At 55.2% G+C, this 26,485-nt stretch carries 22 protein-coding genes; 13 read left to right on the top strand and 9 right to left on the bottom strand.

The window, feature by feature from the left end:
- Window positions 1-188 precede the first annotated feature (188 nt).
- Window positions 189-1,454, top strand: coding sequence for a YjgN family protein (locus tag TH3_RS22335; RefSeq protein ID WP_007092107.1), 1,266 nt, complete (start codon window positions 189-191; stop codon window positions 1,452-1,454).
- A gap of 12 nt (window positions 1,455-1,466) precedes the next feature.
- A complete protein-coding gene (locus TH3_RS07340; protein WP_007092108.1) occupies window positions 1,467-2,549 on the top strand; it encodes a M48 family metallopeptidase in 1,083 nt (360 codons plus the stop codon).
- 50 nt (window positions 2,550-2,599) lie between these two features.
- Here TH3_RS07340 and TH3_RS07335 read toward each other — a convergent pair whose 3' ends face one another.
- The gene (locus tag TH3_RS07335; RefSeq protein ID WP_007092109.1) at window positions 2,600-3,058 is read right to left on the bottom strand and encodes an Lrp/AsnC family transcriptional regulator; all 459 of its coding nucleotides are present in this window, start codon (window positions 3,056-3,058) and stop codon (window positions 2,600-2,602) included.
- Window positions 3,059-3,226: 168 nt separating this feature from the next.
- Here TH3_RS07335 and ald point away from each other — a divergent pair, with 168 nt between their 5' ends.
- Complete coding sequence (ald, locus tag TH3_RS07330; RefSeq protein WP_007092110.1) at window positions 3,227-4,342, top strand: alanine dehydrogenase; 1,116 nt, start codon at window positions 3,227-3,229, stop codon at window positions 4,340-4,342.
- 55 nt (window positions 4,343-4,397) lie between these two features.
- Here the strand turns inward: ald and TH3_RS07325 are convergent, their stop codons facing one another.
- A complete protein-coding gene (locus tag TH3_RS07325; RefSeq protein WP_007092111.1) occupies window positions 4,398-5,315 on the bottom strand; it encodes a LysR family transcriptional regulator in 918 nt (305 codons plus the stop codon).
- A 126-nt stretch (window positions 5,316-5,441) separates the two neighbouring features.
- Between TH3_RS07325 and TH3_RS07320 the strand changes: the two genes are divergently transcribed.
- The 6 genes from TH3_RS07320 to TH3_RS07295 all read left to right on the top strand — a co-directional run bounded on the left by TH3_RS07320 (window position 5,442) and on the right by TH3_RS07295 (window position 11,204).
- A complete protein-coding gene (locus TH3_RS07320; protein ID WP_007092112.1) occupies window positions 5,442-5,963 on the top strand; it encodes a TRAP transporter small permease in 522 nt (173 codons plus the stop codon).
- A gap of 9 nt (window positions 5,964-5,972) precedes the next feature.
- A complete protein-coding gene (locus TH3_RS07315) occupies window positions 5,973-7,250 on the top strand; it encodes a TRAP transporter large permease (protein ID WP_007092113.1) in 1,278 nt (425 codons plus the stop codon).
- Window positions 7,251-7,278: 28 nt separating this feature from the next.
- Entirely contained in the window at window positions 7,279-8,094 is an 816-nt protein-coding gene (locus TH3_RS07310) for a creatininase family protein (RefSeq protein WP_007092114.1), read from the top strand.
- A gap of 22 nt (window positions 8,095-8,116) precedes the next feature.
- Window positions 8,117-9,097, top strand: a complete 981-nt coding sequence (locus tag TH3_RS07305) for a TRAP transporter substrate-binding protein (protein ID WP_007092115.1) — start codon at window positions 8,117-8,119, stop codon at window positions 9,095-9,097.
- Between the two features lie 51 nt (window positions 9,098-9,148).
- Window positions 9,149-10,351 (top strand): M20 metallopeptidase family protein, encoded by a 1,203-nt coding sequence (locus TH3_RS07300; protein WP_007092116.1) that lies wholly within the window; start codon window positions 9,149-9,151, stop codon window positions 10,349-10,351.
- 187 nt (window positions 10,352-10,538) lie between these two features.
- Complete coding sequence (locus TH3_RS07295) at window positions 10,539-11,204, top strand: LysE family translocator (protein ID WP_007092117.1); 666 nt, start codon at window positions 10,539-10,541, stop codon at window positions 11,202-11,204.
- Between the two features lie 73 nt (window positions 11,205-11,277).
- Here TH3_RS07295 and ilvD read toward each other — a convergent pair whose 3' ends face one another.
- Window positions 11,278-13,131 carry a dihydroxy-acid dehydratase gene (gene ilvD / locus TH3_RS07290; RefSeq protein WP_007092118.1) on the bottom strand — a complete coding sequence of 618 codons (1,854 nt, stop codon included), beginning with the start codon at window positions 13,129-13,131 and terminating at the stop codon, window positions 11,278-11,280.
- A gap of 500 nt (window positions 13,132-13,631) precedes the next feature.
- Here ilvD and TH3_RS07285 point away from each other — a divergent pair, with 500 nt between their 5' ends.
- The gene (locus TH3_RS07285; protein WP_007092119.1) at window positions 13,632-15,695 is read left to right on the top strand and encodes a tetratricopeptide repeat protein; all 2,064 of its coding nucleotides are present in this window, start codon (window positions 13,632-13,634) and stop codon (window positions 15,693-15,695) included.
- Window positions 15,696-15,700: 5 nt separating this feature from the next.
- On the opposite strand, the gene TH3_RS07280 is transcribed toward TH3_RS07285, so the two are convergent.
- Window positions 15,701-16,345, bottom strand: coding sequence for a D-glycero-alpha-D-manno-heptose-1,7-bisphosphate 7-phosphatase (locus TH3_RS07280; protein ID WP_007092120.1), 645 nt, complete (start codon window positions 16,343-16,345; stop codon window positions 15,701-15,703).
- Window positions 16,346-16,560: 215 nt separating this feature from the next.
- Between TH3_RS07280 and TH3_RS07275 the strand changes: the two genes are divergently transcribed.
- Complete coding sequence (locus tag TH3_RS07275) at window positions 16,561-17,436, top strand: AEC family transporter (RefSeq protein ID WP_007092121.1); 876 nt, start codon at window positions 16,561-16,563, stop codon at window positions 17,434-17,436.
- A 10-nt stretch (window positions 17,437-17,446) separates the two neighbouring features.
- On the opposite strand, the gene TH3_RS07270 is transcribed toward TH3_RS07275, so the two are convergent.
- From TH3_RS07270 to glmM, 3 genes are read right to left on the bottom strand one after another with little or no spacing between them, the layout of a single operon-like run.
- On the bottom strand, window positions 17,447-17,803 hold the full coding sequence (locus TH3_RS07270) for a hypothetical protein (protein WP_007092122.1): 357 nt from the start codon (window positions 17,801-17,803) through the stop codon (window positions 17,447-17,449).
- Between the two features lie 29 nt (window positions 17,804-17,832).
- Window positions 17,833-18,633: a bifunctional hydroxymethylpyrimidine kinase/phosphomethylpyrimidine kinase gene (gene thiD / locus TH3_RS07265; protein ID WP_007092123.1), complete on the bottom strand. Its 801-nt coding sequence runs from the start codon at window positions 18,631-18,633 to the stop codon at window positions 17,833-17,835.
- 50 nt (window positions 18,634-18,683) lie between these two features.
- Window positions 18,684-20,033 carry a phosphoglucosamine mutase gene (gene glmM / locus TH3_RS07260; RefSeq protein ID WP_007092124.1) on the bottom strand — a complete coding sequence of 450 codons (1,350 nt, stop codon included), beginning with the start codon at window positions 20,031-20,033 and terminating at the stop codon, window positions 18,684-18,686.
- 279 nt (window positions 20,034-20,312) lie between these two features.
- Between glmM and TH3_RS22330 the strand changes: the two genes are divergently transcribed.
- Window positions 20,313-22,319: a sensor histidine kinase gene (locus tag TH3_RS22330; protein WP_007092125.1), complete on the top strand. Its 2,007-nt coding sequence runs from the start codon at window positions 20,313-20,315 to the stop codon at window positions 22,317-22,319.
- Window positions 22,316-24,301, top strand: a complete 1,986-nt coding sequence (locus TH3_RS07250; RefSeq protein ID WP_007092126.1) for a sensor histidine kinase — start codon at window positions 22,316-22,318, stop codon at window positions 24,299-24,301. Before TH3_RS22330 ends, TH3_RS07250 begins: the two co-directional genes overlap by 4 nt.
- Before the next feature lie 15 nt (window positions 24,302-24,316).
- Here TH3_RS07250 and TH3_RS07245 read toward each other — a convergent pair whose 3' ends face one another.
- Both TH3_RS07245 and folP read right to left on the bottom strand, forming a co-directional pair.
- Complete coding sequence (locus TH3_RS07245) at window positions 24,317-25,102, bottom strand: response regulator transcription factor (protein ID WP_007092127.1); 786 nt, start codon at window positions 25,100-25,102, stop codon at window positions 24,317-24,319.
- Window positions 25,103-25,363: 261 nt separating this feature from the next.
- Window positions 25,364-26,479, bottom strand: a complete 1,116-nt coding sequence (folP, locus tag TH3_RS07240; RefSeq protein WP_007092128.1) for a dihydropteroate synthase — start codon at window positions 26,477-26,479, stop codon at window positions 25,364-25,366.
- Window positions 26,480-26,485 lie beyond the last annotated feature (6 nt).

Genomic DNA, 26,485 nt, shown 5'->3' with positions numbered 1-26,485 from the left:
AAAACCATTCAACCGCCAGCTACTTCTGGCAACAAAATGGCCCTGATTGGGCGTCCCTAACCTTTTGAGTGGGTGATCTTGTTGATAAACCACGTTAAATCAAACGTGGGGAAGATTAAAATCCGCGAAAACAAGCGGTGTCATTTTTCACCACTGATCCTGAAACTGGTCTTAGAACCGAGGGGACTATGAGCACACACGACGAAAATGAACTTCCTGAAGCCAATAATGGCTCTCAAGCGGCGGCAGATATTGCTGAAAACAGCGAAAATGCCGAATACCATAACGGCCAGATTCAATATTACGGTCGCTGGCAGGACGTTCTGAAACTTTGCTGCTGGAACACGCTTTGGACCATCCTGACATTGGGCATATTCCGTTTCTGGGCCAAAACCCGGATGCGCCGCTATATCTGGAGCAACATCGTCATTGATGGTGATGCGTTGGAATATACCGGCCGCGGATTGGAACTTTTCCTTGGCTTCCTGATTGTCTCGGTCATCTTTATCCCCGCGTCCCTGCTGCTGGGCTTTATCTCGGCCCAACTGCCCCCGGCCATGCAGGGATTGCAGATTATCGTTATGTATGCCGTCATTCTGTTTCTGATTTTTGTCGCGATCTATCGCGCCACGCGCTATCGCATGAGCCGCACCTTCTGGCGCGGCATTCGCGGAAAACTGGGCGGTTCGTCCTTCAAATATGCCCTGATCGGCTTTGGCAGTTTTTTGGCAGCCATCCTGTCGCTGGGCATTCTGATGCCGCTCAGCTTTATCACGCTGACCCGCTATGAAACCAACAACACCTGGATCGGCGACCATCAGGCACGCTTTACCGGTACATTCGGCCCTGCCTTCAAAAAGTGGATCCTGACTTGGCTCCTGTGTCTGGTCGCGATTGCCATATCGGGCGGCATTATTGCGGCGGCGGTTAACCTTACGCACTCCCCGTTTTATATCGTGCCGCTGGCCTTTATTCCGTATCTCGTGATCGTCTTCGGGATGGCCTGGTACCATGTATGGTGCTTCCGGTATCAAAGCGAAAACACCACCCTTGCAGGCCTGCAATTTGGCAGCACGCTCGCGACCGGGCAATATATCAAACTGTTGCTACGCTTCCTGCTGTTGATGGTTTTGGCGGGGATTGTCTTTGTTGCCCTGCTGTCGGTCACCGGTGGTTTTGCCGCATTCTCGATCCTTGCAAATAACGCGGCATCCTATATGCCACCGGAACAGGTTCTGGCGATCCTGGCACCGTTCTTTATCCTGATGCTGCTTGCAACACCTGTCTTCGGCATCCTGACATTTGTCGGGCTGACCCATCCGATGCTGGCACTGCATGTTTCATCGCTGGTATATGACGGTGACATCGCAGAACTGCATCAGAACACGGATGCACAGAACGTCCCGCGCACCGGCGAAGGTCTTGCAGAAGCCTTTGATCTGGGCGGGATTTAACAAGGCATTTTGATGAACAGCTTGCCCAATGCCCGTCTTTTTGACGGTAAAACATCGTTGGCAACGAATGTAACGGTCGGCATATCCGACCGTTACATTACCCTGTATCTGCCAGACGGCGGGGAACAGGTGCTGTCAAAAGACAGTGTTTATCTGTGTGAAAAGATCGAAAAGGGAAAACCGCTTCGTTTGCGAAAGCGCAAGGATGATGGATTTCGCCTGATTTTTGACGATCCGCACTCCAAGGCCTTCATTCTTGAAACCCTGCCCGGACTTGCCGTGGACGAAGGGGCCACAAGGGCAAAAGTCCGGCTTGCGTCTGGTATCATCGGTTTCTCCGCGGCAATTGCCCTGCTGATCTGGCAGGGCATGCCATTGATGATCGATCTGGTCATCGCGGTGTATCCACGTTCTATGGAAACGGATATGGGACGCAACGCGCGCGAACAGATCGTGGCGATCATGGGCGAAGACCGCGACGGGACAAGTGCGTGTGCGATCAACGATCCCGCACAAAAGGTCATCACCACCATTCTGGGCCGCTTTGAACAAACCGGCGCACTGACATATGACTACCAAACCACCGTACTGCGCAGCGATATCGAAAACGCCCTTGCCCTGCCCGGCGGACAGATCATTGTATTTTCCGAACTGATAAAAAAGGCGGAAAATCCCGAAGCTCTGGCTGGCGTTCTGGCTCATGAAATCGGCCATACCGAAATGCAGCACGGCCTTAAAAAGCTGTTTTCAGGTATCGCGCTTGGCCAGCTTGTCCGATTGATGACCGGCGGGGCCGACCTTCCGGTCGGCTTTGTCATGGAACAAAGCTATTCCCGGGACATGGAAACCGATGCCGATCACTTTGCCCTTGAACTGATGGGTGACGCCAGCATCGAAACCCAAAGCACGGCAAAGCTGTTTCGCACAATCTCCACCGAAAGCAGATATGCCGAAATTGCCAGTTTCCTGCCGGAAATCCTAAGCTCGCACCCGGAAATGACCGGTCGGATCGACCTGTTTGAACAAAGCGACATCACAGGTACGCTTGATATCAATCCGCAGGACTGGAAAGCCTTGCAAACGGTCTGCGACTAATCACGTTGGAACCGGACAGGCCATAAACCTGCCCGCCTCGCTTGAGTGGATCAGACCGGCAATTCGGTCGTGCGTTTGACTTCGCGCAGGGTGATGATGGTCTGGACCCGCTCCACCCCCGGAAGCTGGGTCAGGACTTCGCTGTGGATGCGTTCATAGTCGGCAGTATTGCTGTAAACCACATGCACCAGATAGTCGCTCTGCCCCGCAAGAAGGTAACATTCCACGACTTCCGGGACCGACTGGATTTCCTTTTCAAAGGTTTCAAGCGCCTCGCGGGTCTGGCGCGCGATCGAGATATTGACGAATGCATTGCCCGGTTTGCCGATGCGGGCCGGATTAAGCAGCATCGTGTAACGGTCAATCAGACCGGCTTCTTCCAGAAGCCTGACACGGCGCAAGCAGGCCGACGCCGATAAATTGACCTTTTCGGCCAGTTCGGCGTTGCTGATACGACCGTCGCGCTGAAGCAGCCGCAGGATCATCCGGTCACGTTCGTCCATCTGCATTTCGAATATTCTCCCTGCCTGAAGCGGATTTTTTAAAATTATATAGCATTAATACCATCAAACTCACCGATGATTGAAGGGAAATTGCCACAATTTTCGGGTATCCTGCATAGATAACTAAAAACGGGAAAACCGTTATCATCGCCACGTTTGTCCGGGAGAGAAACAATGCTGATTGGCATTCCGAAAGAAATCAAAAACCATGAATATCGCGTCGGCCTGACCCCGAGTTCCGTGCGTGAAGCCACGGCCCACGGGCATGACGTCATCATCGAAACCAATGCTGGTGCCGGTATCGGTTGCAGCAACGATGATTACGTCGCCGCCGGCGCAAAAATCGTCGATACCGCGGCCGAAATCTTTGCCAAATCCGAAATGATCGTAAAGGTCAAGGAACCGCAGAAAGTCGAATACGAGCAGCTCCGCGAAGGGCAGCTTCTGTTTACCTACCTTCATCTGGCGCCCGATCCGGAACAGACCGAGGGTCTGATCAAATCCGGGGTGACGGCGATTGCCTATGAAACCGTTACCGATAAAAATGGTGGCCTGCCATTACTGGCCCCGATGTCCGAAGTTGCCGGGCGCATGGCACCGCAGGTCGGTGCAGCGGCCCTGCAAAAGGCCAATGGCGGGCGTGGCATGTTGCTAGGCGGTGTGCCCGGTGTTGCCCCCGCCAAGGTCGTTGTGATCGGCGGCGGCGTTGTCGGCACCAATGCCGCCCGCATTGCCGCGGGCATGGGCGCGGATGTCATCATTCTCGACAAGAATGTCAAACGCCTGACCTATATTGACGATGTGTTTGGCCCGCGCATCAAAACGCAATATGCCACCATCGATGATACCGAGGCACTGGTCTATGATGCCGACATGGTTGTCGGTGCCGTCCTGATCCCCGGTGCCGCGGCACCGAAACTGATCCATAAGAACCAGCTTTCAACAATGAAGCCGGGTTCGGTGATTGTCGATGTCGCGATTGATCAGGGCGGCTGCTTTGAAACATCCAAAGCCACCACCCATGCCGATCCGACCTATATCGTCGATGACGTGGTGCATTACTGTGTTGCCAACATGCCCGGTGCGGTCGCCCGCACATCGACCTTTGCGCTCAACAACGCAACCCTGCCCTTCACCCTTGCCCTTGCCGACAAGGGCTGGAAAAAAGCCTGCCAGGAAGATCCCCATCTGGCCGCAGGACTAAACGTTCACGAAGGTCGCATCACCTATGAGGCCGTCGCACGTGATCTTGGGTACGATTACATTCCGCTGCAAAAAGTCCTCACCTGACCAAGCGGCGTTGCATCATACTAAAATGGCCGCCTCGTTTGCCGGGGCGGCCATTTTACAAGCCGTTCAGATCGCGAACAAAGGCACGTGCGCATTGCACAAATTCATCAATGACCCGCGACATTGTGTCTTCGGGCCATGCCAATGCAAGATTGACCGCATCGGCTGGTAATTCCGGCATTGGAATATAGGCAACGCCGACATGGGGTGTATGGGTAACCCAGCTGGGGGCCACGCCAACCCCCATTCCCGCGGCAACAAGTGCCACGATTCCCAATGTGTGACCAACTTCTTCAACGATGTCCAAAGATACCCCGACATCACGTGCATGCTGGATGACCACGTTCTGGTAACTGACCCCCAAAATCGGCGCATAGGCAATGTATGGCAGCCCCGTAAAATCGCTTAGCGACAGCGTTTTATTTCCGGAAAGCACATGATCCACCGGAACAAGCCCAACAAAGGCCTCGCTGAACAAATTCATGATATTGAGGTTGGCCTTGGCCCTTGGCGGGCGAATAAAGGCAACATCCACCTGCCCCTCTATCATCGCATCAAGCAGCTCGTTGGTCGTCAGTATTTTGATATCAATCCGCGTATCCGGGCATTTGGCATGAAACATCCGCAGGATTTCCGGCAGACATGTAAAAATCGCCGGTGAAACACAACCAATCGTCAGCTTGCGATTTGCCTGCCCCATCACGAAACGGGCGGCCTCGACTCCCTCCTCGACACTTGATAACGCCAGCAACGCCTTTTCACGGAAAACTTCTCCCGCTGGCGTCAGGCGAACACTTCGGGTCGTGCGGTCAAAAAGTTGCCCGCCAACCCGTTCTTCAAGCTGCTTGATTTGCTGGCTAAGCGGGGCCTGCGCGATGCCAAGACGCTCGGCGGCCCGCCCGAAATGCATTTCGTCAGCCACACAAATAAAATAACGCAGATGGCGTAATTCAACGCGATTATTGATACTCATTAGATATAAATATACGCCATTTATATATTTGACAAGATTAATGTCCGGCTGATTTTATAGTCTCAGGAGGCGCCCTGCCAAAAAGCCGAACAAGAAGCTCGCAGGGCCATGATGGAGAGGCTAGAGATGCAATCAACTGAACCGGCATTGCCGAAGCGAAGGCTCGACCTTGCGCTTCCGCTAAAAATCCTGACCGGCGCCACGCTGGCAATCATTGTGACACTGACCCTTGCACAGGTTGTCTTTCGATACTTTTTTGACAGTCCGCTTTTATGGAGCGACGAACTCAGCCGATTACTCGTGGTTTGGATGACATTTATCGGTGCTGCCGTTGTGTGCTGGCAGGGACGTCATCTTTCCGTCGATGTTTTCGTAAATCTGATGCCGGAAAAAGTCAGAAAGATAATCCGCATTTCCAATCAGATTCTGGCACTGGCCTTCCTTGGCGTGATGACCTGGAAAAGCTTTCGTATTGTAAAACTCGAAAACTTTCAGGAAATGAGCATCCTTCCCTTGCCTGCCGGTACGGTGCGCCTTGCCGCGACCGTTGGCGGAATACTGATGCTTGTTGTCATCCTTGCCCGTCTTTTCCTGTCAGATCGGCTTCGCAATGTGCGAACCGAAAATGACGAAAACTCGATGCTGTAAGGGCCAGAAATGACAATCGCAATTATTCTCGCCCTTCTCGTTGTTTTGCTGTTGGCCGGTATGCCACTGGCTTTTGCAATGGGCGTCACCACCACTGCCTATCTTTACTTGACCGGCATCGATGCCGGGATGCTGACACAGCGCATGACGGCGTCAATCGACAGCTTCCTTATTCTGGCGATCCCGTTTTTCTATCTTGCGGGCGAGTTGATGAATGCCTGCCGCCTGACCGACAGGATCATCAATATGTCGCGTGCGCTGGTGGGTCACATTCACGGTGGCCTGGCACAGGTCAATATTTTTGCCAGCATGATTTTCTCGGGCATGTCCGGCTCGGCAACCGCTGACACCACCGCCCTTGGTTCGGTTCTTATCCCGGCGATGAAAAAGGAAGGCTATCCCGCACCTTTTTCGGCCGCTGTAACCGTTGCATCGGCGCTTGTCGGCCCAATGATTCCCCCAAGCGTCGCACTGGTGATTTACGGCACCCTTGCAAATGTTTCCATCGGGCGCCTGCTGGTCGCCGGTATCATTCCCGGTGTGGTAATCATCCTTAGCCAGATGGTATTCACCTATTTCATTGCCCGCAAACGCGGCTATCCCCGTTATGAACGCGCCAGCATACGTGAAATTGGAAACTCGATTGTCGAGGGCGGCCCTGCCCTGCTGTTTCCAGTCATTATTGTCGGCGGCATCCTGCTGGGTATGTTCTCTCCGACCGAGGCCGCGGCAGTTGCCGTGCTTTACGGTCTGGTACTTGGCCTTCTGTATCGTCACATGAATTTGCGCCAGCTTGGCAAGGTTCTTGTAGATGTCGGTCTGGGCAGTTGTCGCATCTTGCTGATTGTTGCTGCATCGGCGGCTTTCAGCTGGGTCATGGTACGCGAAAACGTTCCCCAAAGCATCGGCATCGGCATTTCGACCATTTCCAGCGAACCGATCATTGTTCTTGCGATCATTCTGCTGGTTCTGGTGCTTGTCGGGCTGTTCATGGTGGCCTCTTCGGCCGAAATCGTGCTGACCCCGATCCTTGTTCCCGTTGTCATGCAATTTGGAATCGATCCGGTTCATTTCGGTGTTCTGATGGTCTTCACCCTCATCATCGGGGGGGCCACGCCACCGGTTGGCATCCTGATGTTCATCGCTCAGGACATTGCCAAAATCTCGCATGCGCAAATGGTGCGCGCGATGATCCCGTTTTACATCCCTCTCTTTTTCGCGGTGATTTTGCTTGCGGCATTCCCGCAGATCACCCTGTTCCTGCCGAACATCGTGTTCGGTTCCTGATAGCCATCAATCGATACCGGAGCCCCAAATGACGGCCATTAAAGCTGTGCGCAAGCACTTGCTCAAAGACATGACGTTCATCGAATTTCGCGAACGCCTCAGCGAAGATCCCGTAATTCTGATTTCACTGGGATCCCAGGAAGAACAGGGGCCGGTCGCCCCGATGGGTGACTACATGCTCACCGATGTTCTGGCCGGTAAAATTGCCGAAAAATCAGGTGCGATTGCCGCCCCGATCATGCCGTTTGGCTATGCCGACTATTTCCGTACGGTGCCCGGTGGCATCCAGCTGCGCCCGGAAACCTTCAGCGCCATTCTGACCGACATGATCGAAAACTTCACCGATCACGGCATCAATAAAATCGTGATCCTGAACGGTCACAGCGGCAACTATCCGCTGATCGATCAGGTCATTCGCAAAATTAAACGCGAAAAAGGCCTACTGATCCCCTGCCTCAATATGTGGCGTCTGATCCCGGCCGAAATGTGGAAAGAACTGCATCCGGAAATGGGGGCTAAGGCACTCGGTCATGGTGGTGATCCGCTGACCTCTGTTTATCTGCATCTGTTCCCGGAACTGATGCGCATGGACCTTTTGTCCAAAGAGGACAGCAAGGGCGAAATGCTTGGTTTGCCAACCGCCGGCCTGGCGGGTGTCCGTTTCCGCGATGTTGAAATCGCTCTTGCCGTGGATGTTACCGATCGCTGCGGCAATGGCATTGCCGGGGGCGATCCGGCGCAATCGAGCGCCGGGAAAGGCGAAAAAATCGTCAGTTACCTCGTCGAATATTGCGCGGACTTTATCCGTCACTTCTCCGATCAGAACCCAAAAGTCAGCGCTTAACCTTCATCAGGGAGTTTTGAATATGCGTAAAACACTCACAACAACGCTGTTTGCAGCAGGTCTGGCAACTCTTGGCCTTGGCCATGCAAATGCGGCCGAAGAAATCCGTTATTCCATCTGGGCCAATCCCGGCGAAGCCCAGTATGAAGGCGCGCTTGAATTCAAACGTGTCGTAGAAGAAGAATCCAACGGTCGCTACAACGTCACGATTTACGGCGGTGAACAACTTGGCACCCCGCGTGAACTTTTCACCCAGCTTGCGCTCGGTATCACCCAGATTTCAGCCAGCGGCGATCCCGGGATCAAGGACATTGAATATCTGGCGATCCCCTTCCTGATGAAGGACCTGAAAAACTACAACGCCGTTCTTGAAACCGACTTCGGCGCGGAATGGAACAAGAAGCTGATCGATGAACGCGAAATCCGCCTTCTTGGTTTCATGCCGCGCAACCCGCGCCAGATTAGCGCGAATGTCGAAATCAATAGCATTGACGACCTCAAAGGTCTGAAACTGCGTGCACCAGAGCGTGATTACTATGTCGAATCCCTAAGCGCACTTGGCGCCAACCCGACCCCGATGGCCTTTGCCGAGGTTTATACCGGCCTGCAGGCTGGCGTTGTCGATGGTCAGGAAAATCCGATCGAAACCATCTATGCCGCGAAATTCTATGAAGTCCAGAAATCCATCGCGATGGTCGATTACATCAAAAAACCGGCTTACGTGATGATCGGAAACGGCTTCTGGGAAGGTCTGAATGCAGAAGATCAGGCACTGCTGAAACGGGCTAATGATGCATCCAATGCCGTCATTGAAAAAATGCTGCCCGAGCAGACTAAAAAAATGATCGCCGATATGGAAGCAGCCGGCATCGTTTTCACCCATCCGGATGTCTCACCTTTCATCGAAGCGACCCAGTCGGTTCGTGACGAACTCGGCACCAAAATGTGGGGCGAGGAAGTCTACAAGAAAGTTGCCGAAATCGGTCAGAAGGACCTCGACTAACCCCGAGATCCCTTAAAACCACGGCCCGCCACCAAAAGGATTGATTGAAGAATGTCCCCACGCGCCACCAGCGAAATCGCAAGAAAGATCGATGCCATTGTCGATGATATCAAAGATCAGTTGATCGATATCCGTCGGGATTTGCATCGCCATCCGGAACTGGGTTTTCAGGAACAGAGAACTTCTGCAAAAATTCAGAGCCACCTTGACGATCTTGGCATCAGCTATAGCAGCGGCTTTGGAAAAACCGGTGTCGCTGCCATCATCAATCCTGCGGCGGCGGGCCGCCTTATCGGTATTCGCGGCGATATCGACGCGCTCCCCATCACCGAAGAATCCGGGCTTCCCTTTGCCTCGGAAAACAAGGGGGTCATGCACGCTTGCGGACATGATGCCCACACTGCAATCGCCCTTGGTGTTGCAACAGTTCTGGCAAGACTTGGCGACAATTTCAAAGGCCGCGCCATGGTCCTGTTCCAGCCAGCAGAAGAAGGCCTTGGAGGTGCACAGGCGATGCTTGCCGATGGTGTCTTTGACAAACACAAGCCAGATATCATGCTGGGCTATCACAACTGGCCGCTGCTTCCCGGCGGTTCGGTCGGCTGGCACCCCGAAGTCTCCTTTGCGTCCTCCGATCCATTTGATGTAACGGTTTCCGGTCTTTCCGGTCACGGGGCACATCCGCATCTTTCCGTTGACCCTATTGTTGCCGCCGCCCAGTTCATTTCCCAGGTCCAGAATATCGTTTCCCGGGAAATCGCCCCCCTTAACGCGGCGGTGGTCACGATCGGAAAAATCGAAGGCGGCACAGCACGCAACCAGATCCCCGATGCGGTGACCCTTCAGGGCGCGATCCGCACCCATTCCGAAGACGTCCGCACCGCATCCAAGGATGCCATCACACGCATCGCCGAAGGTGTCGGCACCGCCACCCGGACAAAGATCAATGTCGGATTCCTGCAAGGTGTTGGTGTGGTCAAAAGCGATCCGGCGATCCTTGAACAGGTTGTCGCAACCGCACGCGACATCCTTGGCGATGAACAGGTCATCTGCCTGCCGCAGGGCTCTATGGGTAGCGAGGATTTTGCCGAATTTTCATCGCATATTCCAAGCGCACATCTGCGCATCGGCTCCAAAGCAACGGATCGCGCCACCATGCTTCATCGCAGCAATTTCGATCTTGATGAAACCTGCATCGCAACCGCCGTTCGCGTGATCGCCAACGCCGCCCTGCGTCTTTCATCATCGGATTGAACCAAACTCCACCTGTCTGGCAAATCTCCCTTAAGCCAGACAAAAAAGACAGCCTCCAGAGCATATTGCTGTCTTTCACTTGGCCGGGTCTCATGACCCGGCCTTTTTTCAGGCGGTATAATGGAAATCACTTTGCCGAAACAAATTCATCTACGCTAATCTTGTCCCGAGCATTGGGGAGAAGATCATGGAAATATCGATGCTGATCGGGGCGATGGTCGCGGCCGCCATCTATACCTTGACACCCGGCCCGGCCTTTTTGGCGATGCTGGGCATTGGTGCCGCACAGGGGCGAAAGGCAAGTGCCGGTTTCCTGTTCGGGCATTTTGCCGGGGACATCATGTGGGCCAGTCTGGCGCTGGTGGCGATCATCGGGTCCCGTGTCCTTGATCCGATGGTGTTTGATATTCTGGCGATGATTTGCGGGGTCTACCTGTTCTGGCTTGGTATTCGCGCCGTGACGGCAAAGCGCAAGGTCGATGGTGCGGTGAGCATGACCGTCCTCCACCCGTGGCGGCGCGGCATCATTTTCGGTATCACCAACCCAAAGGGATACCCAGTCGCGGTCGCGATGTTCACAGCCCTCCTGGCACAGGATGCCGCGTCGCTTGGCTGGGACAGCATGACGGGGCTGTTGCTGGCGTCTGCCGTCGGGTTTCTGGTCGCCGATCTGATCCTGATCTGGATTGTCGGACTTGGCGTGTTGCGCCGGATGTATCAGCGCCACGAAATCTGGATTGTTCGCGCCACCGGGGTTTTATTTATCGGTTTTGCCGTTCAGGCGATTGCCAATGCCCTGCCCAACCTCGGCCACAGCTTTGCACACGGGTTCAGCACGCTTCGCAAACCCTGATCATTCTTGATACCCCAAACAAAAAGCCGCCCGGCGAACCGGGCGGCGTTTTTGATGTTATGGTCTGGACGACTTAAAATTCGACCTGCGTTACATCGCGAACCGCACCCTGATCGGCACTGGTTGCAAGCGCGGCATAGGCACGAAGGGCCGTTGTCACCTTGCGTTTGCGCGGTTTGGCCGGTTTCCAAGCATCCTTGCCCTTGGCTTCCATTTCCTGACGGCGTGCAGCCAGAACCGCGTCATCGACCGCAATTTTAATCGAACGGTTCGGAATATCGATTTCGATGATATCGCCCGGCTCGATCAATGCGATATCCCCGCCTGCCGCGGCTTCGGGCGATACATGGCCAATCGAAAGCCCCGACGTCCCGCCCGAGAAACGGCCATCGGTGACAAGCGCGCAGGCCTTGCCCAGCCCCATCGATTTCAGATAGCTGGTCGGATACAGCATTTCCTGCATGCCCGGGCCCCCTTTGGGGCCTTCATAACGGATGACGACAACATCGCCTTCCTTGACCTCGCCCCCCAGAACCTTGGCAACCGCCTCGTCCTGGCTTTCGCAGATCACGGCCGGACCAGTAAATTTCAGGATGCTGGCATCGACACCGGCGGTTTTAACGATACAGCCATTGACCGCCATATTGCCAAACAGAACCGCCAGACCGCCATCCTTGCTGTAGGCATGTTCGATATCGCGGATACAGCCTTCTTTTTCGTCAAGGTCAAGATCATCCCAATACCGTTCCTGACTGAACGCGGTCTGGGTCGGGATGCCCCCCGGCATGGCGCGGAAGAATTTATGCACCGCTTCGTTCTTGGTGCGCCGGATGTCCCATTTTTCAAGGGCATCGGCCATGGTTTTGCTATGAACCGTCGGCACATCGGTATGCAGCAACCCACCGCGTTCCAGCTCGCCCAGAATACGCATGATGCCGCCGGCACGATGAACGTCTTCCATGTGATATAGCGGATGCGAGGGCGCAACCTTCGACAGATGCGGAATCTGGCGCGACAGACGATCCATATCCGCCATGGTAAAATCGACCTCCGCTTCCTTGGCGATAGCCAGAAGATGAAGAACCGTATTGGTCGAACCGCCCATCGCAATATCAAGCGCCATGGCATTTTCAAAGGCCTTGAACGTTGCGATGCCGCGCGGGGTCGCGGTAACGTCTTCTTCCTCGTAATAACGGCGTGCCAGCTTGACGGATGTGCGCGCTGCCTCAAGGAACAGTTCCTGACGCGCGGCATGCGTTGCCAGCACCGAACCGTTACCCGGAAGCGCAAGACCAAGAGCCTCGGCCAGACAGTTCATCGAGTTGGCGGTAAACATCCCGGAACACGAACCACAGGTCGGGCATGCCGACCGTTCGACAACAGCAACCTGTTCGTCCGAGATTTTCGGATCGGCGGCTTCGACCATAGCATCAACAAGGTCAAGATGACGTTCCTGACCATTGATGGTGACCTTCCCGGCCTCCATCGGGCCACCGGAAACGAACACCGCCGGAACGTTAAGGCGCATTGCGGCCATCAGCATGCCCGGCGTGATCTTGTCACAGTTGGAAATGCAGACCATCGCATCCGCGCAATGGGCATTGACCATATATTCGACGGAATCCGCGATGATTTCACGTGACGGCAGGCTGTAAAGCATACCATCATGGCCCATCGCAATACCGTCATCAACGGCAATGGTATTGAATTCCTTGGCAACACCACCAGCGGCTTCGATTTCGCGTGCCACCATCTGACCAAGGTCTTTCAGGTGAACGTGGCCGGGGACGAACTGGGTAAAGCTGTTGACGACCGCAATGATCGGCTTGTCAAAGTCTTCATCCTTCATGCCCGTGGCGCGCCAAAGGCCGCGCGCACCGGCCATATTGCGGCCATGGGTGGTTGTACGGGACCGATATTCCGGCATGGTCGAACCTCTCTATCTTCGCGGGGTATTTATCATTGTCACATATTTAGGGCTTCTAGCACAGTCTTCGCGCCCAATGACAGTTTTTTGCCCGAAAATTTCGTGTTTTTGCGCCATATGGAACGAATGCTACCTGAAAGATAGCAGCCCTTTACAAGGCAGCACTTTCAATCACCGGGTTAAGTTTCGGGAATTCCACCACCTTCCCCTAGCCAACCTACCCGAAAGACCCAAAATGCTATCCCATTAGATAGGCGACGGCCTCGACCACAATCCATATCTTAATAGGTGATTATCGCCGCCAGGCGATTCTCCCACTCCCATTCTCACCCCGGCCTGCTTGCAGGCTCGGGGTTTTTTTTTATGCTTTTTACGGCGCCATCATTCTTTTTCCTGAAACGATGAAATGCTTTAAAGCAATGACAGAACGTTCCTTTTTCTGCATGCTGCCCCATATGACAGCGATCAGGACTGTCCATCTTACGAGGTAAAGCATATCGATGTCGGCCGATCTCAAGACCCTGCTCAGGCGTGGACTAAGCGCGCATGAAGGCAACCGTCCTGATGAGGCCGAGAAGATTTACCGTCGTGCCCTGTCGCTTTCGCCCGGAAATCCCGAAGTCGAACATCTGCTGGCGACTCTTCTGACCGGCATTGATCGCCACCGCGAGGCGCTTGAACTGTTTGATAGCTGCCTGCCCCGGCTTGGTGCCAATCCTGCCGTTCGGTGCAATTTCGCGATTGCACTGGAACGCGCCGGACAGATCGAAAAGGCCATCGACGAATTCCGCCAGGCCATCAGCTATCACGGCGATTTCCCCACTGCCCTTTATCATCTCGCCCGCCTTGAAATGCCACGCGGCCATATCGGACAGACGGTTGATCTTCTGGGGCGGTTGCTGGGCCTTAAACCCGATCATTACGAAGGCCTTTTGTTATTTGGCGAGGCATTGCACGCACTGGGACAGGAAGAGGCCGCCCTGACATCGCTTGACCGCGCCGCCGAGGCCGCCGGCATCACCCCGAATATGATTTGCCGTGTCGGGGATGTTTCGCTGCGGCTTGGCTATCCCGGCATGGCGCAAAACCTGTATCAACGCGCGCTCAGCATTGATCCCCGTCATGTCCCGGCCCTGCACGGTTTGGGCCGCGCGCTCTCGGCACAGGGCGATTATGCCAAGGCCATCGCGATCCTTAAAACCGCCAAGCGCCTTGCCAAGGGCAGGATCGAAATCGATCTTGAAATTGCCGATATCGAATTGCGGTGCGGCGATATTGCAAGCGCGATTGCCGAACTGACCGTGCTTGTGGAAAAACACCCGGCAAATGCGGATGCCCACACAGCCCTTCTGGCAGCGGTTGCCAGGCTGCCCGATATCGGCGGGGTCGAATATCTTAAACAGGCCCGCCAATGGGCACGAAGCCACATGCCGACAATGCCCGAACCGAAATTCATCAACAGCAAACAGATTGATAAACGGCTTCGCATCGGATGGCTGTCACCGCATTTTTGCGAACATGCTTCCTTCGCCCTTCTATCAGGTGTCGCCCGGCACCTTAACCGCAACGAGGTCGAACTGTTTCTGTATTCGGCCACCCCGCGCCCGGACCAAACCACCCGTTCATGGCAGGTCATGGCCGATGGCTGGCGCGAGGTTTACGGCCAAAGTCCGCTTCAGATCGTTGAGCGCATCCGCAAGGACAGGATCGACATCCTGTTTGACCTGACCGGTCCGGTCGCCAATCAGCCGATCACGGTATTTGCCCATCGCGCTGCCCCGGTTCAGGCCAGTATCGCTCCGATGACAACCGGCATCAGCCAGATGGATTATATCCTTGTCCATCATCGTGCGATCCCGGCCAAACCTGCCGAAAACAAGCTGTTTTGCGAAAATGTGCAGCATCTGGGATCAGGACCTTTCGCCTATGCCGGTGCCGATGATGCCGCCCCGCTAAGCCTTCTTCCGGCGGCAATTGACGAGGTCGTGACCTTTGGCTGCTTTGACCGGTTATCAAACATCAGCGACGCCAGCCTGAACTGCTTTGCGCGTGTTTTAAACAAGATCAAGGGCAGCCGCCTTGTCATTCAGAATGATGTTCTGGGTGATGCCTTTGCCAAAAAGACGATGCTGGATCGGCTGCGTCAGGCCGGGCTGCACTCGGATCGCGTCAATCTGATTGGTACGGTCAGTCCCGAAGACAAACCCGATCTTTACGCCCGAATCGATATCGGCTTGGCCCCGTTCCCGATGATCGATATCGCGCGCTATTTTGATATGCTCTGGCACGGTATTCCGTTTGTCACGATGGTCGGGGAAACACCGGCATCCCGCGGGGGGCTTTGCCTGCTGTCCGATATCGGGCTCGATGCACTGGCGGCAGAAACGCAGAAAGGCTACGTCGAAAAGGCCCTCCTTCTGACACAGGATATCAACGCCCTTACCACCATTCGGGCCGGCATGCGCGACCGGATGAAAAACAGCAAGGCCATGAGCAGCCAAGCCGCCGCCCGCGAGCTTGAAGAAGCCTGCCGGGATATGTGGAAAACCTGGTGCGCGTTATGATGCGCCTAACGCGCCAGAACACCGCGCGCGAATAATTCCGATACAGCCGCCTGCAAGTCATCGGCGATAAAGTCGGCCTCTGCCGCCTCGGGCCAGGTGGTTTCCTTCGCTCCGTGCCCGGTCCGCACGATCACCGCGTGGGTTCCGGCCGCACGTCCGGCACGGATATCATTGATGCGATCCCCGATCAGAACACTGTCAGGCAGCGAAATCGCAAAATCCTCGGCCGCGGCAAGGATCATGGCCGGGCCCGGTTTGCGGCATTCGCTTTCGCGGCGATATCCCTCAACCCCGTCGGGATGATAGGGCGAATAATAAATCCCCTGCACCGATGCCCCCGCACGCGCCAGCATCGCAAGCATCGCCTCATGCAGGTCACGAAGGCCCGCCTCGGTCAGATAGCCACGCGCCACCGCCGACTGGTTGGTCACGATCACAACCGGAATACCGGCATCGTTAAGCTGCTTGATCGCGCTGGCGGTTCCGGGGATCAGGGCTAGATCATCAATCTTTGACAGGTAGTGAACCTCTTCATTCACCACCCCATCGCGATCTAGAAAAACCGCAGGCACAGGATTGCGCTGATCGCGCCAGCGCGGAGCCGGATCAATGAAATGGCGGCGAACGAAATCGTATTTCCTATGGCTCATGTCGAACACTGTATCTTGTCTAGCTGCGCCAATATCGCGCTAACATGCACCATCCGCATCCGGAATGACAAGTTTTCACGACGCAGGTTTGCGTCGACTTATCGCGATGCGGAAAACCAACTGGTATTACCATTATTCGCTTGCCCCGCGACTATCGGTCATGACAATTTCACCCGGGGCCATTTGAGCCAAGCCATCTGGGGATACTGAATTTCATGTTTGCCGATATCTTTGCCATTCTTGCACCGGTTTTCATAACCACGGGTCTTGGTTATATCTGGGCACGATCCGGCAGACATTTCGATACGGGCCTGGTGACATCCATCGTCACCTATTTTGCGACCCCCTGCCTGACCTTTGCAGCCCTTGCCACGGTCGACCTTGGTGCGGATGCGCTGGTATCAATGGGGACTGCCGCCCTTGCCGCGAACATCATTTTCGTCCTGATCGGCTGGCCAATCCTGAAAGTTTTCAAACTGGCCCCGCGGACCTATCTGCAATCGCTGACCTGGCCGAATGTCGGCAATGTCGGTCTGCCGCTTTGCATGCTGGCATACGGGCAGGATGGTCTGGCGCTGTCGGTCGCGTTCTTTGCGGTTTACGTGGTTTTGCAACTGACCATCGGGGTGGCGTTCGTTTCGGGCAGTTTCTCGCTTAAATCGATCATCAAAATGCCGATCATCCCGGCAACCCTGATTGCAACCGGCTTCCTTGCGACCAATACCGAAGTCCCGGCATGGCTTTACAACACGACCAACCTGATTGGACAGCTGACCATTCCGTTAATGCTGTTTACATTGGGTGTGTCACTGGCCCGCCTCCGCCCGGTCAGCCTCGCACGCAGCACCGCCCTTAGCATGCTGCGCCTTGTGATGGGCTTTGCGGTTGGCGTCGGCCTTTCCGAAGCCATGGGGCTTACCGGGATCGAACGCGGGGTCGTCATCCTGCAATGTTCGATGCCGGTTGCGGTGTTCTGCTATCTGTTTGCCCAGCTTTACAACCGCGAACCCGAAGAAGTCGCCGGTGTGGTCATCAGTTCAAGCTTCCTTGCCGCCATCGCCCTGCCCGGCCTGCTGTGGTACGTGCTTTAGGTCCGGCGTCCTATTCGATGATCAGGCGATAGCTACCCTCGCCCGTGCCATCGCGGTAAAACCCGACGGCACATTCTGACCGTCCCTTTTGCAGGTCCGCATCCCCGTTTTCAGTTGCCAGCTTGGCAATATGTTCTCGGCATTGTGCAACGTCATCAAACCTTGCATCCGAAATACGGATATCGGTTTGTTTCTGCGTATCGGGATAATAAACCGCCGTCACCTTTTCCCAGGGTGCGGCATCATCCGTCCAGATCTGATCGGCAATGAAACGCCGTGATTCTTCTGCCACGGTTGCGGCAACCAATGCGATGATCGCAATCAGGAACAACCGGCGCTTCGTACGGTGTGAAATGTTAAAAGCCATTAGAAATCCCGACGGAGGTTGTATTCTGACTATTCACCAGTAACAGGATGCGCGTGGTTCAACGGGCCATTGCCCTTGCCAAAATCAGGGGCCGTGCGGATCGCTTCGCGGACGAAAGCACGCGCGCGCGCCACCGCATCGCTAAGCCCCATGCCCTGCGAAAGCCCGGTGGCAATCGCACTTGCAAGCGAACAACCCGTCCCATGGTTGTTTTCCGACGGAATACGATCCGCCTCAAACCCTTCGATATCACCATCATGCCGCCACAGGATATCAACAATCCGCTCGCCGTCGGCATGGCCGCCCTTGACCAGCACCGCCTTGGCCCCCAGTTCACCGATCTTGCGGGCGGCTTCGATCATGTCACCCTCGGTCAAAATCTTCATTCCCGAAAGCACTTCTGCCTCGGGAATATTCGGGGTCAGGACGGTCGCCAGCGGCACCATGTTTTTGATCAGCGCATCAACCGCGTCTTCGTTCAAAAGACGCGATCCGCTTTGCGATATCATCACCGGATCAACAACAATCGGAATATCGGTGGCTTTGTCCCGGATGAATTTTGCAACCGCTTCGATCACCGGCACACTATGCAGCATACCGGTCTTGATCGCATCGGCCCCGATATCATCAATCGTGACTTCGGCCTGATGGACGATCAGTTTCGGATCAATGCCCAGAACATCAAAAACACCGGTGGTATTTTGCACCGTCAGCGCCGTGATCGCGGTTGCGGCATATCCACCCAGAACAGTCACGGTTTTGATGTCGGCCTGAATTCCGGCCCCACCGGAACAATCCGAACCGGCAATGATCAATACGCGACCTTTCATGATCGACCTCCAAGCACTTCTGATATTCGCTTCAAGATAGTCCTGCTGCCTTAACCCGCAACAGCCATGATTTCGGCAACAATGCCATCAACAATCTGTTCAACCTTGATCGCGTCATCCCCTTCGGCCATCACACGGATCAGCGGTTCGGTTCCCGATTTGCGGATCAGAACGCGACCATCGCCGTTAAAGGCCCGTTCGGCACTGGAAATCGCATCAACCACACTGCTGTGTGACAGCGGATCGGAACCCGCCACATAACGCACGTTCTTAAGGATTTGCGGCAGCGGATCGAAAACGCGGCTGACTTCCGAAACCGGACCATCGCGATCCGCCAGAACCGCCAGGACCTGAAGGGACGCCAGCAAGCCATCACCGGTCGATGCAAAATCCGACAGCACGATATGCCCGGACTGTTCCCCGCCGACATTGCAATCAAGGGCGCGCATCTGTTCCACAACGTAACGATCACCGACTTTGGTACGGATCAGGCGCAACCCATTACTTTCAAGGTAACGTTCAAGACCAAGGTTTGACATCACCGTCGCAACCAGCGCATTGCCGCGCAACTGCCCGGTGCGTTTCCAATGGGTGGTGACAAGCCCCATCAACTGATCCCCATCGATCAGCTGGCCTTTTTCATCACACATCTGAACCCGGTCGGCATCACCATCCAGGGCAATCCCGACATCGGCCTTTTCGGCCAACACCCGGTCGCACATGGTTTGGGTATGCGTCGATCCGCATTCGGCATTAATGTTAAGACCGTTCGGTTTGGTCCCGATTTCAATGACATCCGCGCCAAGTTCACGCAGGACCTTGGGCGCCACGGAATAAGCCGCGCCATTGGCGCAATCCAGAACGATCTTGAGCCCCTCAAGCGTCACCGAAGACGGCAGCGATGATTTGACCGCCTCAATATAGCGGCCCGGCGCATCATCAATGCGCTGCGCACGGCCTAGCTTGTCGGCAGCCACCAGCAACGCCGACATGTCGCTATCCATCATCGCTTCGATCTCAAGTTCGACCTCGTCGGACAGTTTGAAGCCATCCGGGCCAAAAAGCTTGATGCCGTTATCCTGAAACGGATTGTGCGAGGCGGAAATCATCACGCCGATATCAGCCCGCATCGATTTGGTCAGCATGGCAACGGCCGGGGTCGGCATCGGCCCGACCAGCATCACATCCATCCCCATCGACGTAAAACCGGCAACAAGGGCCGGTTCAAGCATATAGCCCGACAGACGGGTATCCTTGCCAATCACCACACGATGACGATGATCGCCACGGGTGAAATAATGGCCAGCGGCCATCCCGACCTTAAGCGCAACTTCGGCTGTCATGGGGGCGGTGTTGGCGGTTCCGCGAATACCGTCGGTCCCGAAATATTTACGGCTCATGCTCGTCTTCTCTGCTTCCATCCCGGCACATCGGCGTGCGGGTTATTTTTCCTGACTGCCGGTTATATCAAAGTGTCCGCGCAATGCTACCGGCAAGTGACCGATTATACCTTTCATAAGCAACCGATCCGTTAATCGCATCCTTTACCCTTCGCTTATAAAAGCCATGACCTTGCTTTTAAAACCCGGTATCTAGGATACGAAGCGTTTGAATATTCCGAAATCGGGGGCATTTTGCGGAAAACCGGTTGCCGCAAGGGTTATATCACAGGGATCATAGTGCAGGTCATCATCGCGATGATTTTCATGACCCGCCCTGCCCTTGCCAATATGGGCCCTCATGAACTTGTCATCGTGTCCTATTCCGCCGATCAGGATGATATTGACCTCGCACCGCTGATCGAACGTCTGTCAACCAAACGGCAGGTTCGAACAGCCGCCGATGTCGCCATGCTCCCGGCAGACAATTTCACACCGCTTATGGGATCAACCGGCCCCGGTTACACGCTTGAAGCCGTCTGGTACCGGATGCAGATCCTTGTCACAAAGGACGGTGAAAAACCGCTTGAACTCAAACGCTATCTTGAAATTTCACCGCCTTATCTGAACCGGATAAGGCTTGCGATCCTTGATGCCGATACACGGATAACCGTCTGGAACGATGTCGTTGGGGATCATATCCCCCCGAACCCATCCGAAGCCCGGGGTCGCCAGCATCTAAGCGAATGGCCCAACCTTCCGGCAGGAAAATACTGGCTGGTGATCGGCGTTTCAAGCAACAGCGCCCAGCTTTTGAATGCGTCTATAAAATCCGATACATCCCTGATCACCGAAAACGTGCAGGATACGTTTCTGTACGGGCTTTATCTTGGCATCCTTTTAATCGGCTTCATGGTCTATTTCACGCTGGGTCTGCTGATCCGCGACCGGGCGATTGTCTGGTACGGGCTTTATGTTCTGGCCCTGTTTGCCGGAACGGCGGGCATTTCTGGCTATGCCCAGCTTCTTCTGTCCGGCACATGGCAATTTGCCAGTGATGCCATCACCGGTGCCGGCACGGCCTTCTCGCTTGCGACCAGTGTGATGATGTGGGCCTACATCATTGAACTGGACAAATACAAGCGCACCGTATTCACCGCTCTTGCGGTTTACGCGGCACTTGCAAGCCTGTGTTCCCTGACATCGGTCAGCGACCTGTACATCCATTTTGCGCGCAGCTTTTTCCTGTTCCATATCGGTGTGCTGATGATCCTCTATGGCTATCTGTTCTATTTTGGTGCGACCAAGCCCGATGCGCGAAAGCTTCGGATCTATTTCGTCGCATTGGGATTGCCCGCCGCTGCGGCAATCGTGCATCTGCTGATGCTGATGGGCCTTGTTCCGGCCAACAGATTTACCAGCAACTGCTATCAGGTGGCATCACTTGTGCACCTGCTATTGCTCGGCATTGCCATGGCAGGCCGAACATACGCACTTGCCAGCCAGCGCGTCACAGCCGTTCAAAACAGTACGCGCGCCAATCAGCTCGCCGACGAGCAGCGCGAATTCATCACCATGCTATCCCATGAATTCCGAACACCACTGGCCATTATCCAGCGCGCCGCCGAAATGGTTTCGCTTCATGTTCGCGACGCCCCGGAAGCCATAACCAACCGGATCGCAACCATTCGCAGAAATGCGACCCAACTGTCTGAACTGGTGAATGTGTTCCTGACAAAGGAAACACTCGATAGCACCAATTTCCGTATTTCCCCCAGACCAACCGTTCTGGCACCGTTCCTGCGCGACCTTGTCCTCCGACGTCAGCGCGAGACGCCCGATCATGACATTGAGCTGGAAGAGGTGGATTTTACCGTCGCAAGCATCGACAGAACCCTGATCGAACGCGCGATATGCAATCTGATTGAAAACGCGCTTAAATATGCCCCGGATGCCAGTGTTCGCATCGGATTCACCCACCGCAGCGATGGAAATGTCTATATCCGCGTCACCGACAATGGGCCGGGAATTTCGCCCGATGATCTGTCGCTTGTTGCCGACGCATTTTACCGTGGCAACAGATCGGGCAGCACCCATGGCGTCGGTCTGGGTCTGCATATCACCAACCGGATCATCATCGGGCATATGGGCCGCATGACAGTCAGCGTCGGCGAAAACGGTGGCACCACCATCCTGATCCGCCTGCCCTATGACCGCGAACTGACCAAAAACAACATTGAAGCGGCACGCACGACCAATCTTGATCCCCCGACGGCACCGGCCTCCGACCCGGAAAATGCGTCATGAGCCATCCGAAAAACAGACCGATGCTTTTCTGTTTCCGGCTCCTGCTGGCGCTACTGACCATGCTGTCGGTCACGGCCCCGCTGTCCCCGGCCACAGCAACGGCAACGGCAACGGAGGTCGGCAAACTGACCCTTCTGCCGGGCATCGCGGCCCCTGTGAATTTGCATGATCACGTTCTGTGGCTTGAAGACCGGACAAACGATCTGACACTCAATGACGTTTTGAACCTGCCAATCGATGATTTCACCCCAAGTACCGGCGTGCCAAGTTTTGGCTATACGGGCGATAGCGTCTGGTACCGGCTGCAACTGTCTGTTCCGCAGGGCCTGACACAATCCCTGCAACTTGAAATTCAGCCAAACTACATGAATTTCATCGATGCCTATCTGATCAGGCAGGGAACATCGCGCCATCTGTGGCAAAGCCATATGGGCGATCATGTCCCGGCAGGCCTGCGCCCCACCCGCGGCAGTCAGCATGTCGACCGCTTCCCGCCACTCGAACCAGGTGATTATACTCTTTTCATCCGCACCAAATCGAACAGCACCCAGTTATTGATCGCCAAACTTTGGCCAACCGATCAGCTTATTTCCAGTCTGACGCTCCGCGACGGGGCAATGAGCATCTATTTCGGTGTCATCCTGATGCTCGGCGTGGTTTACACGGTTCTGGGCTCTCTCGTCCGGGATCGTGCGATTGCGACATATGGTGTCTGCGTTATTTTGATTGGCACACTGGCATCCGCGGTCAACGGGCTTGTGCTCGCGATCATTCAACCCGAATGGCCCTATGCCAATGACCTGATTGTCGGGGTGACCAATGTCGTCGGCTCGGCTGCCTCCATTTTTCTCTGGTTCTATATTCTTGATCTTGGCAAACAGAATGTTGTGATCACGCGGATCGCTAAAGTCTATTGCGGGCTTTCGGTTGCCTGCGCTCTAACCGTGACCACCGATTTTTATGCGCTTTACGGCACATATATCGTGCCGCTGCATGCCGCGTTACTCACGACACTGTCCCTGATTGTTGCCTACCGGATCATCCGGGCACCAAGGCAGTGGCTTTTGTGGGTCTATCTGGTTGTCATTGTGATCCCGATCGGCGGGGCCGTGCTATTGCAACTGACCCATGCCGGGTTGATTGCCGCCACGCCGTTCCGGCTTGGCCTGCATCAGTTCACACTGTTTTTCCATATGTGCGCGATGGGCATCCTCATGGGTTTCCGCCTTTCGCAGATCGAAAAGGAACGCATGAACATGCTCAGGGTCACCGCGGCAACAACATCGCTTGTCGGGGAACAGCGAAAACTGATTTCCATGCTCTCGCACGAATTCCGCACACCGCTTGCGGTTATTCAACGGTCTTCCGAAATGCTGCTGCTTCGGCTGCGCGATGCCCGCAGCGACGTCACCGACCGCCTGCAACGCATTCAGGATCAGGCACGCAAACTATCGCGTCTGGTGGATATTTTCCTCAACAAGGATGGCATCGATGACGGTGACTTTGCGCTGGCCCGCGAACTGGTGCCGGTCAATCGTCTGCTGACGGACTTTGTCGCAGATACATCGCGCGCCGATGCCGAAATCACTCTGGAATGCGTCGGGACCGAACAGCTTGAAACCTATGTCGATGCCACACTGGTCGGGCTTGCGATCACCAACCTGATTGAAACCGCACGGCGCTACGCTCAAGGATCTCCAATCCATATCACTGTTCGTCGCAATGGCGAATGGCTGGTGGAAATCGATATTCCCTGCCACGGCAAAGATTTGAACAACCAGGAAATCCTGCGCATCAGTGACGCCCTCTTCCGCCAGGATATCGGGCCAACCGCAATGCAGAATGCGCTGGGGCTTCATATCTCGCAGCGCATCGTTGATGCACATGGCGGATCGATCAAATTGCGTGACAAGGGCACCGACGGGATCGAGCTATGCCTGTTGCTGCCATGCGAAGACAGCACCGGGTCGTTCGACATCTGAACGGATAACAGTCAATCAGGCGGTTTCGCCAGCACCCACAATGATACCGGGCGAAGTAAAGGCATAGCCCCGCCCATATGCGGTCCGAACCGGCAATTCATCGCCCGTTTCGCGCAGGACTTTCTGACGAACGCGCCGGATCGCCGTATCAAGGTTACGGCAATTTTCGGCCGTATCGGCCTTGCCCAGCGCCATGACGATTTCCGGGCGTGTCAGCCACGCCCCGTTTGCTTCGACCAGCAATTGCACGATGGTGCGTTCCGTCGCGGTCAAAGTCGAAGAACCGCCGCTCGAATTGCTCAGCGTCCAGTTCAGCATATCAAGGGTCCAGGTCCCGTCTTTTTCCGGGTCTTCAACCGCATCGTCATCTTTTTTGCCAACCCGGCGCAACAACGGGCGCAGGGCCGCCTCGATCACCGAAAGCGGACTGTCTTTCGTCAGGTAAACATCCGCACCGGATTTATACCCCGTAAGATGATGATCCATCCCCGCAAGGGATGTCAGCATCATGATGCCGCAATCAAGGTTGGCGCGCGCATATTTGGCCAATTCATAGCCATCGGCATCCGGCAGCATGATATCGAAAATGACCGCCGCAGGTGTTTTGGATTTCAGCGCGCGATGAAACGCTGCGCCGGTTTCACAACCGACAACATCAAAACCGCACATCTCGAGGTATTCGCACAAATCCCGATTAAGATCGGCATTGTCCTCGACCACGAAAACACAAGTCGCCATCGTTTCCTGACCCGCAGCCTTTTCCGGCTGTTCAACGCGCGCGTGCGCGCTGTATCCATTCATTCAACTTCGCCTTCGCTGTTTGCACGAAACCAACCATTTGCGCGATCTTCCTGATCGCAATTCTCTTTATCTTTAATGGTATGTGGCGATTGGGTAAAATCCGCAAGCCCCAAGCACGATCTGTCAGAAATTGCCAGATTCACCGGACCAAAAAAGACCCGCAATTCTGGCACCCGAAAATGCACCAGAACGGCGGGCCTTTTATAATTCGTTGTTCAAACCGGTCAACCTATACATCCATAGATTGATAGTCGAAAATGGCTATACCATCGATGTCGCAGTCGCGACCGAAATCGACTGAACCGTGTCATGAACATCATGCACCCGGATCATCTGAACACCGTGCCGCCATCCATTGACCGCCGATGCAATCGATCCGCCCAGCCGCTCTTTCGGGGATGCTGCCGGATCAATCTTGCCAATAAATGATTTGCGCGACGTGCCCAGCAACACCGGGCAGCCCAACCCATGGAAAATCGCCAGACGTGATAGCAGTTCCAGATTGTGCGACAGCGACTTGCCAAAACCAATGCCCGGATCGACACAGATACGATCGCGCGCAATCCCAGCCCGTTCGCAACTTTCGATCCGGTCCAGCAGATAGTCATACACATCCAGAACCGCACAATCATATTGCGGGTTTTCCTGCATCGTGCCCGGTTCGCCCTGCATATGCATCAGCATCACGGGCCTGCCCGATGCCACGGCGACTTCCATCGACCGTTCATCGCCTTCAAGCCCGGTCACGTCATTGATGATCGCCGCACCAGCCTCAATCGCGGCCTCCATCACGCTTGCATGGCGGGTATCGATGGAAACGCAATGACCGTCTTCGGCCAGGGCCCGGATCACCGGAACAACGCGGGCGATCTCGTCGGCTTCGGACACGGCTTCCGCCCCCGGCCGGGTCGACTCCCCGCCGATATCAAGGATGGATGCCCCCTGTGCCGCCAGGGCGCGCGCGCGCGCAATCGCCTGATCGGTGCTGTTGTAATCGCCGCCATCCGAAAAACTGTCCGGCGTGACATTGATAATACCCATCACATGACAGGACGCCATATCAAGCCCGGCAAAATCGGCGCGTTTGGTTGTCAGACGGTTCAGAACGTCATTGATTTCATCCACCCGCCCCGAATTCTGGACCCAGCCTTCAAGGGCCAGCAACGGCAGGATCATGCTTTCGGCACCGCCGCCGTCGCGACGGCGAATGATTTCAAGCGCGGAAAAGCCGCGCCGCGATCCGGCAAGTGGTAACGTATTGGGATCATCGGCATGGTCGATGAAACCGGTAGGTGCGTAATATAACGGTCCGTCAAAATCAGCAAAGCCCCGCACATCGGCGGGGCTTCGCAGGACCGATCCTTCGATCTTGTCCATCAGTCT

Origin of the sequence: Thalassospira xiamenensis M-5 = DSM 17429, from assembly GCF_000300235.2 — a bacterium.
GTDB lineage: Bacteria > Pseudomonadota > Alphaproteobacteria > Rhodospirillales > Thalassospiraceae > Thalassospira > Thalassospira xiamenensis.
Note: the sequence above shows the minus strand (reverse complement) of the source record. Positions and strands in the feature narration are given on the sequence as shown.

Excerpts from the sequence above, each read along its gene's own strand:
- TH3_RS22335 (WP_007092107.1), top strand. The coding sequence starts at position 189 with ATGAGCACACACGACGAAAATGAACTTCCTGAAGCCAATAATGGCTCT.
- TH3_RS07340 (WP_007092108.1), top strand. The coding sequence starts at position 1,467 with ATGAACAGCTTGCCCAATGCCCGTCTTTTTGACGGTAAAACATCGTTG.
- TH3_RS07335 (WP_007092109.1), bottom strand. The coding sequence starts at position 3,058 with ATGCAGATGGACGAACGTGACCGGATGATCCTGCGGCTGCTTCAGCGC.
- ald (WP_007092110.1), top strand. The coding sequence starts at position 3,227 with ATGCTGATTGGCATTCCGAAAGAAATCAAAAACCATGAATATCGCGTC.
- TH3_RS07325 (WP_007092111.1), bottom strand. The coding sequence starts at position 5,315 with ATGAGTATCAATAATCGCGTTGAATTACGCCATCTGCGTTATTTTATT.
- TH3_RS07320 (WP_007092112.1), top strand. The coding sequence starts at position 5,442 with ATGCAATCAACTGAACCGGCATTGCCGAAGCGAAGGCTCGACCTTGCG.
- TH3_RS07315 (WP_007092113.1), top strand. The coding sequence starts at position 5,973 with ATGACAATCGCAATTATTCTCGCCCTTCTCGTTGTTTTGCTGTTGGCC.
- TH3_RS07310 (WP_007092114.1), top strand. The coding sequence starts at position 7,279 with ATGACGGCCATTAAAGCTGTGCGCAAGCACTTGCTCAAAGACATGACG.
- TH3_RS07305 (WP_007092115.1), top strand. The coding sequence starts at position 8,117 with ATGCGTAAAACACTCACAACAACGCTGTTTGCAGCAGGTCTGGCAACT.
- TH3_RS07300 (WP_007092116.1), top strand. The coding sequence starts at position 9,149 with ATGTCCCCACGCGCCACCAGCGAAATCGCAAGAAAGATCGATGCCATT.
- TH3_RS07295 (WP_007092117.1), top strand. The coding sequence starts at position 10,539 with ATGGAAATATCGATGCTGATCGGGGCGATGGTCGCGGCCGCCATCTAT.
- ilvD (WP_007092118.1), bottom strand. The coding sequence starts at position 13,131 with ATGCCGGAATATCGGTCCCGTACAACCACCCATGGCCGCAATATGGCC.
- TH3_RS07285 (WP_007092119.1), top strand. The coding sequence starts at position 13,632 with ATGTCGGCCGATCTCAAGACCCTGCTCAGGCGTGGACTAAGCGCGCAT.
- TH3_RS07280 (WP_007092120.1), bottom strand. The coding sequence starts at position 16,345 with ATGAGCCATAGGAAATACGATTTCGTTCGCCGCCATTTCATTGATCCG.
- TH3_RS07275 (WP_007092121.1), top strand. The coding sequence starts at position 16,561 with ATGTTTGCCGATATCTTTGCCATTCTTGCACCGGTTTTCATAACCACG.
- TH3_RS07270 (WP_007092122.1), bottom strand. The coding sequence starts at position 17,803 with ATGGCTTTTAACATTTCACACCGTACGAAGCGCCGGTTGTTCCTGATT.
- thiD (WP_007092123.1), bottom strand. The coding sequence starts at position 18,633 with ATGAAAGGTCGCGTATTGATCATTGCCGGTTCGGATTGTTCCGGTGGG.
- glmM (WP_007092124.1), bottom strand. The coding sequence starts at position 20,033 with ATGAGCCGTAAATATTTCGGGACCGACGGTATTCGCGGAACCGCCAAC.
- TH3_RS07250 (WP_007092126.1), top strand. The coding sequence starts at position 22,316 with ATGAGCCATCCGAAAAACAGACCGATGCTTTTCTGTTTCCGGCTCCTG.
- TH3_RS07245 (WP_007092127.1), bottom strand. The coding sequence starts at position 25,102 with ATGAATGGATACAGCGCGCACGCGCGCGTTGAACAGCCGGAAAAGGCT.
- folP (WP_007092128.1), bottom strand. The coding sequence starts at position 26,479 with ATGGACAAGATCGAAGGATCGGTCCTGCGAAGCCCCGCCGATGTGCGG.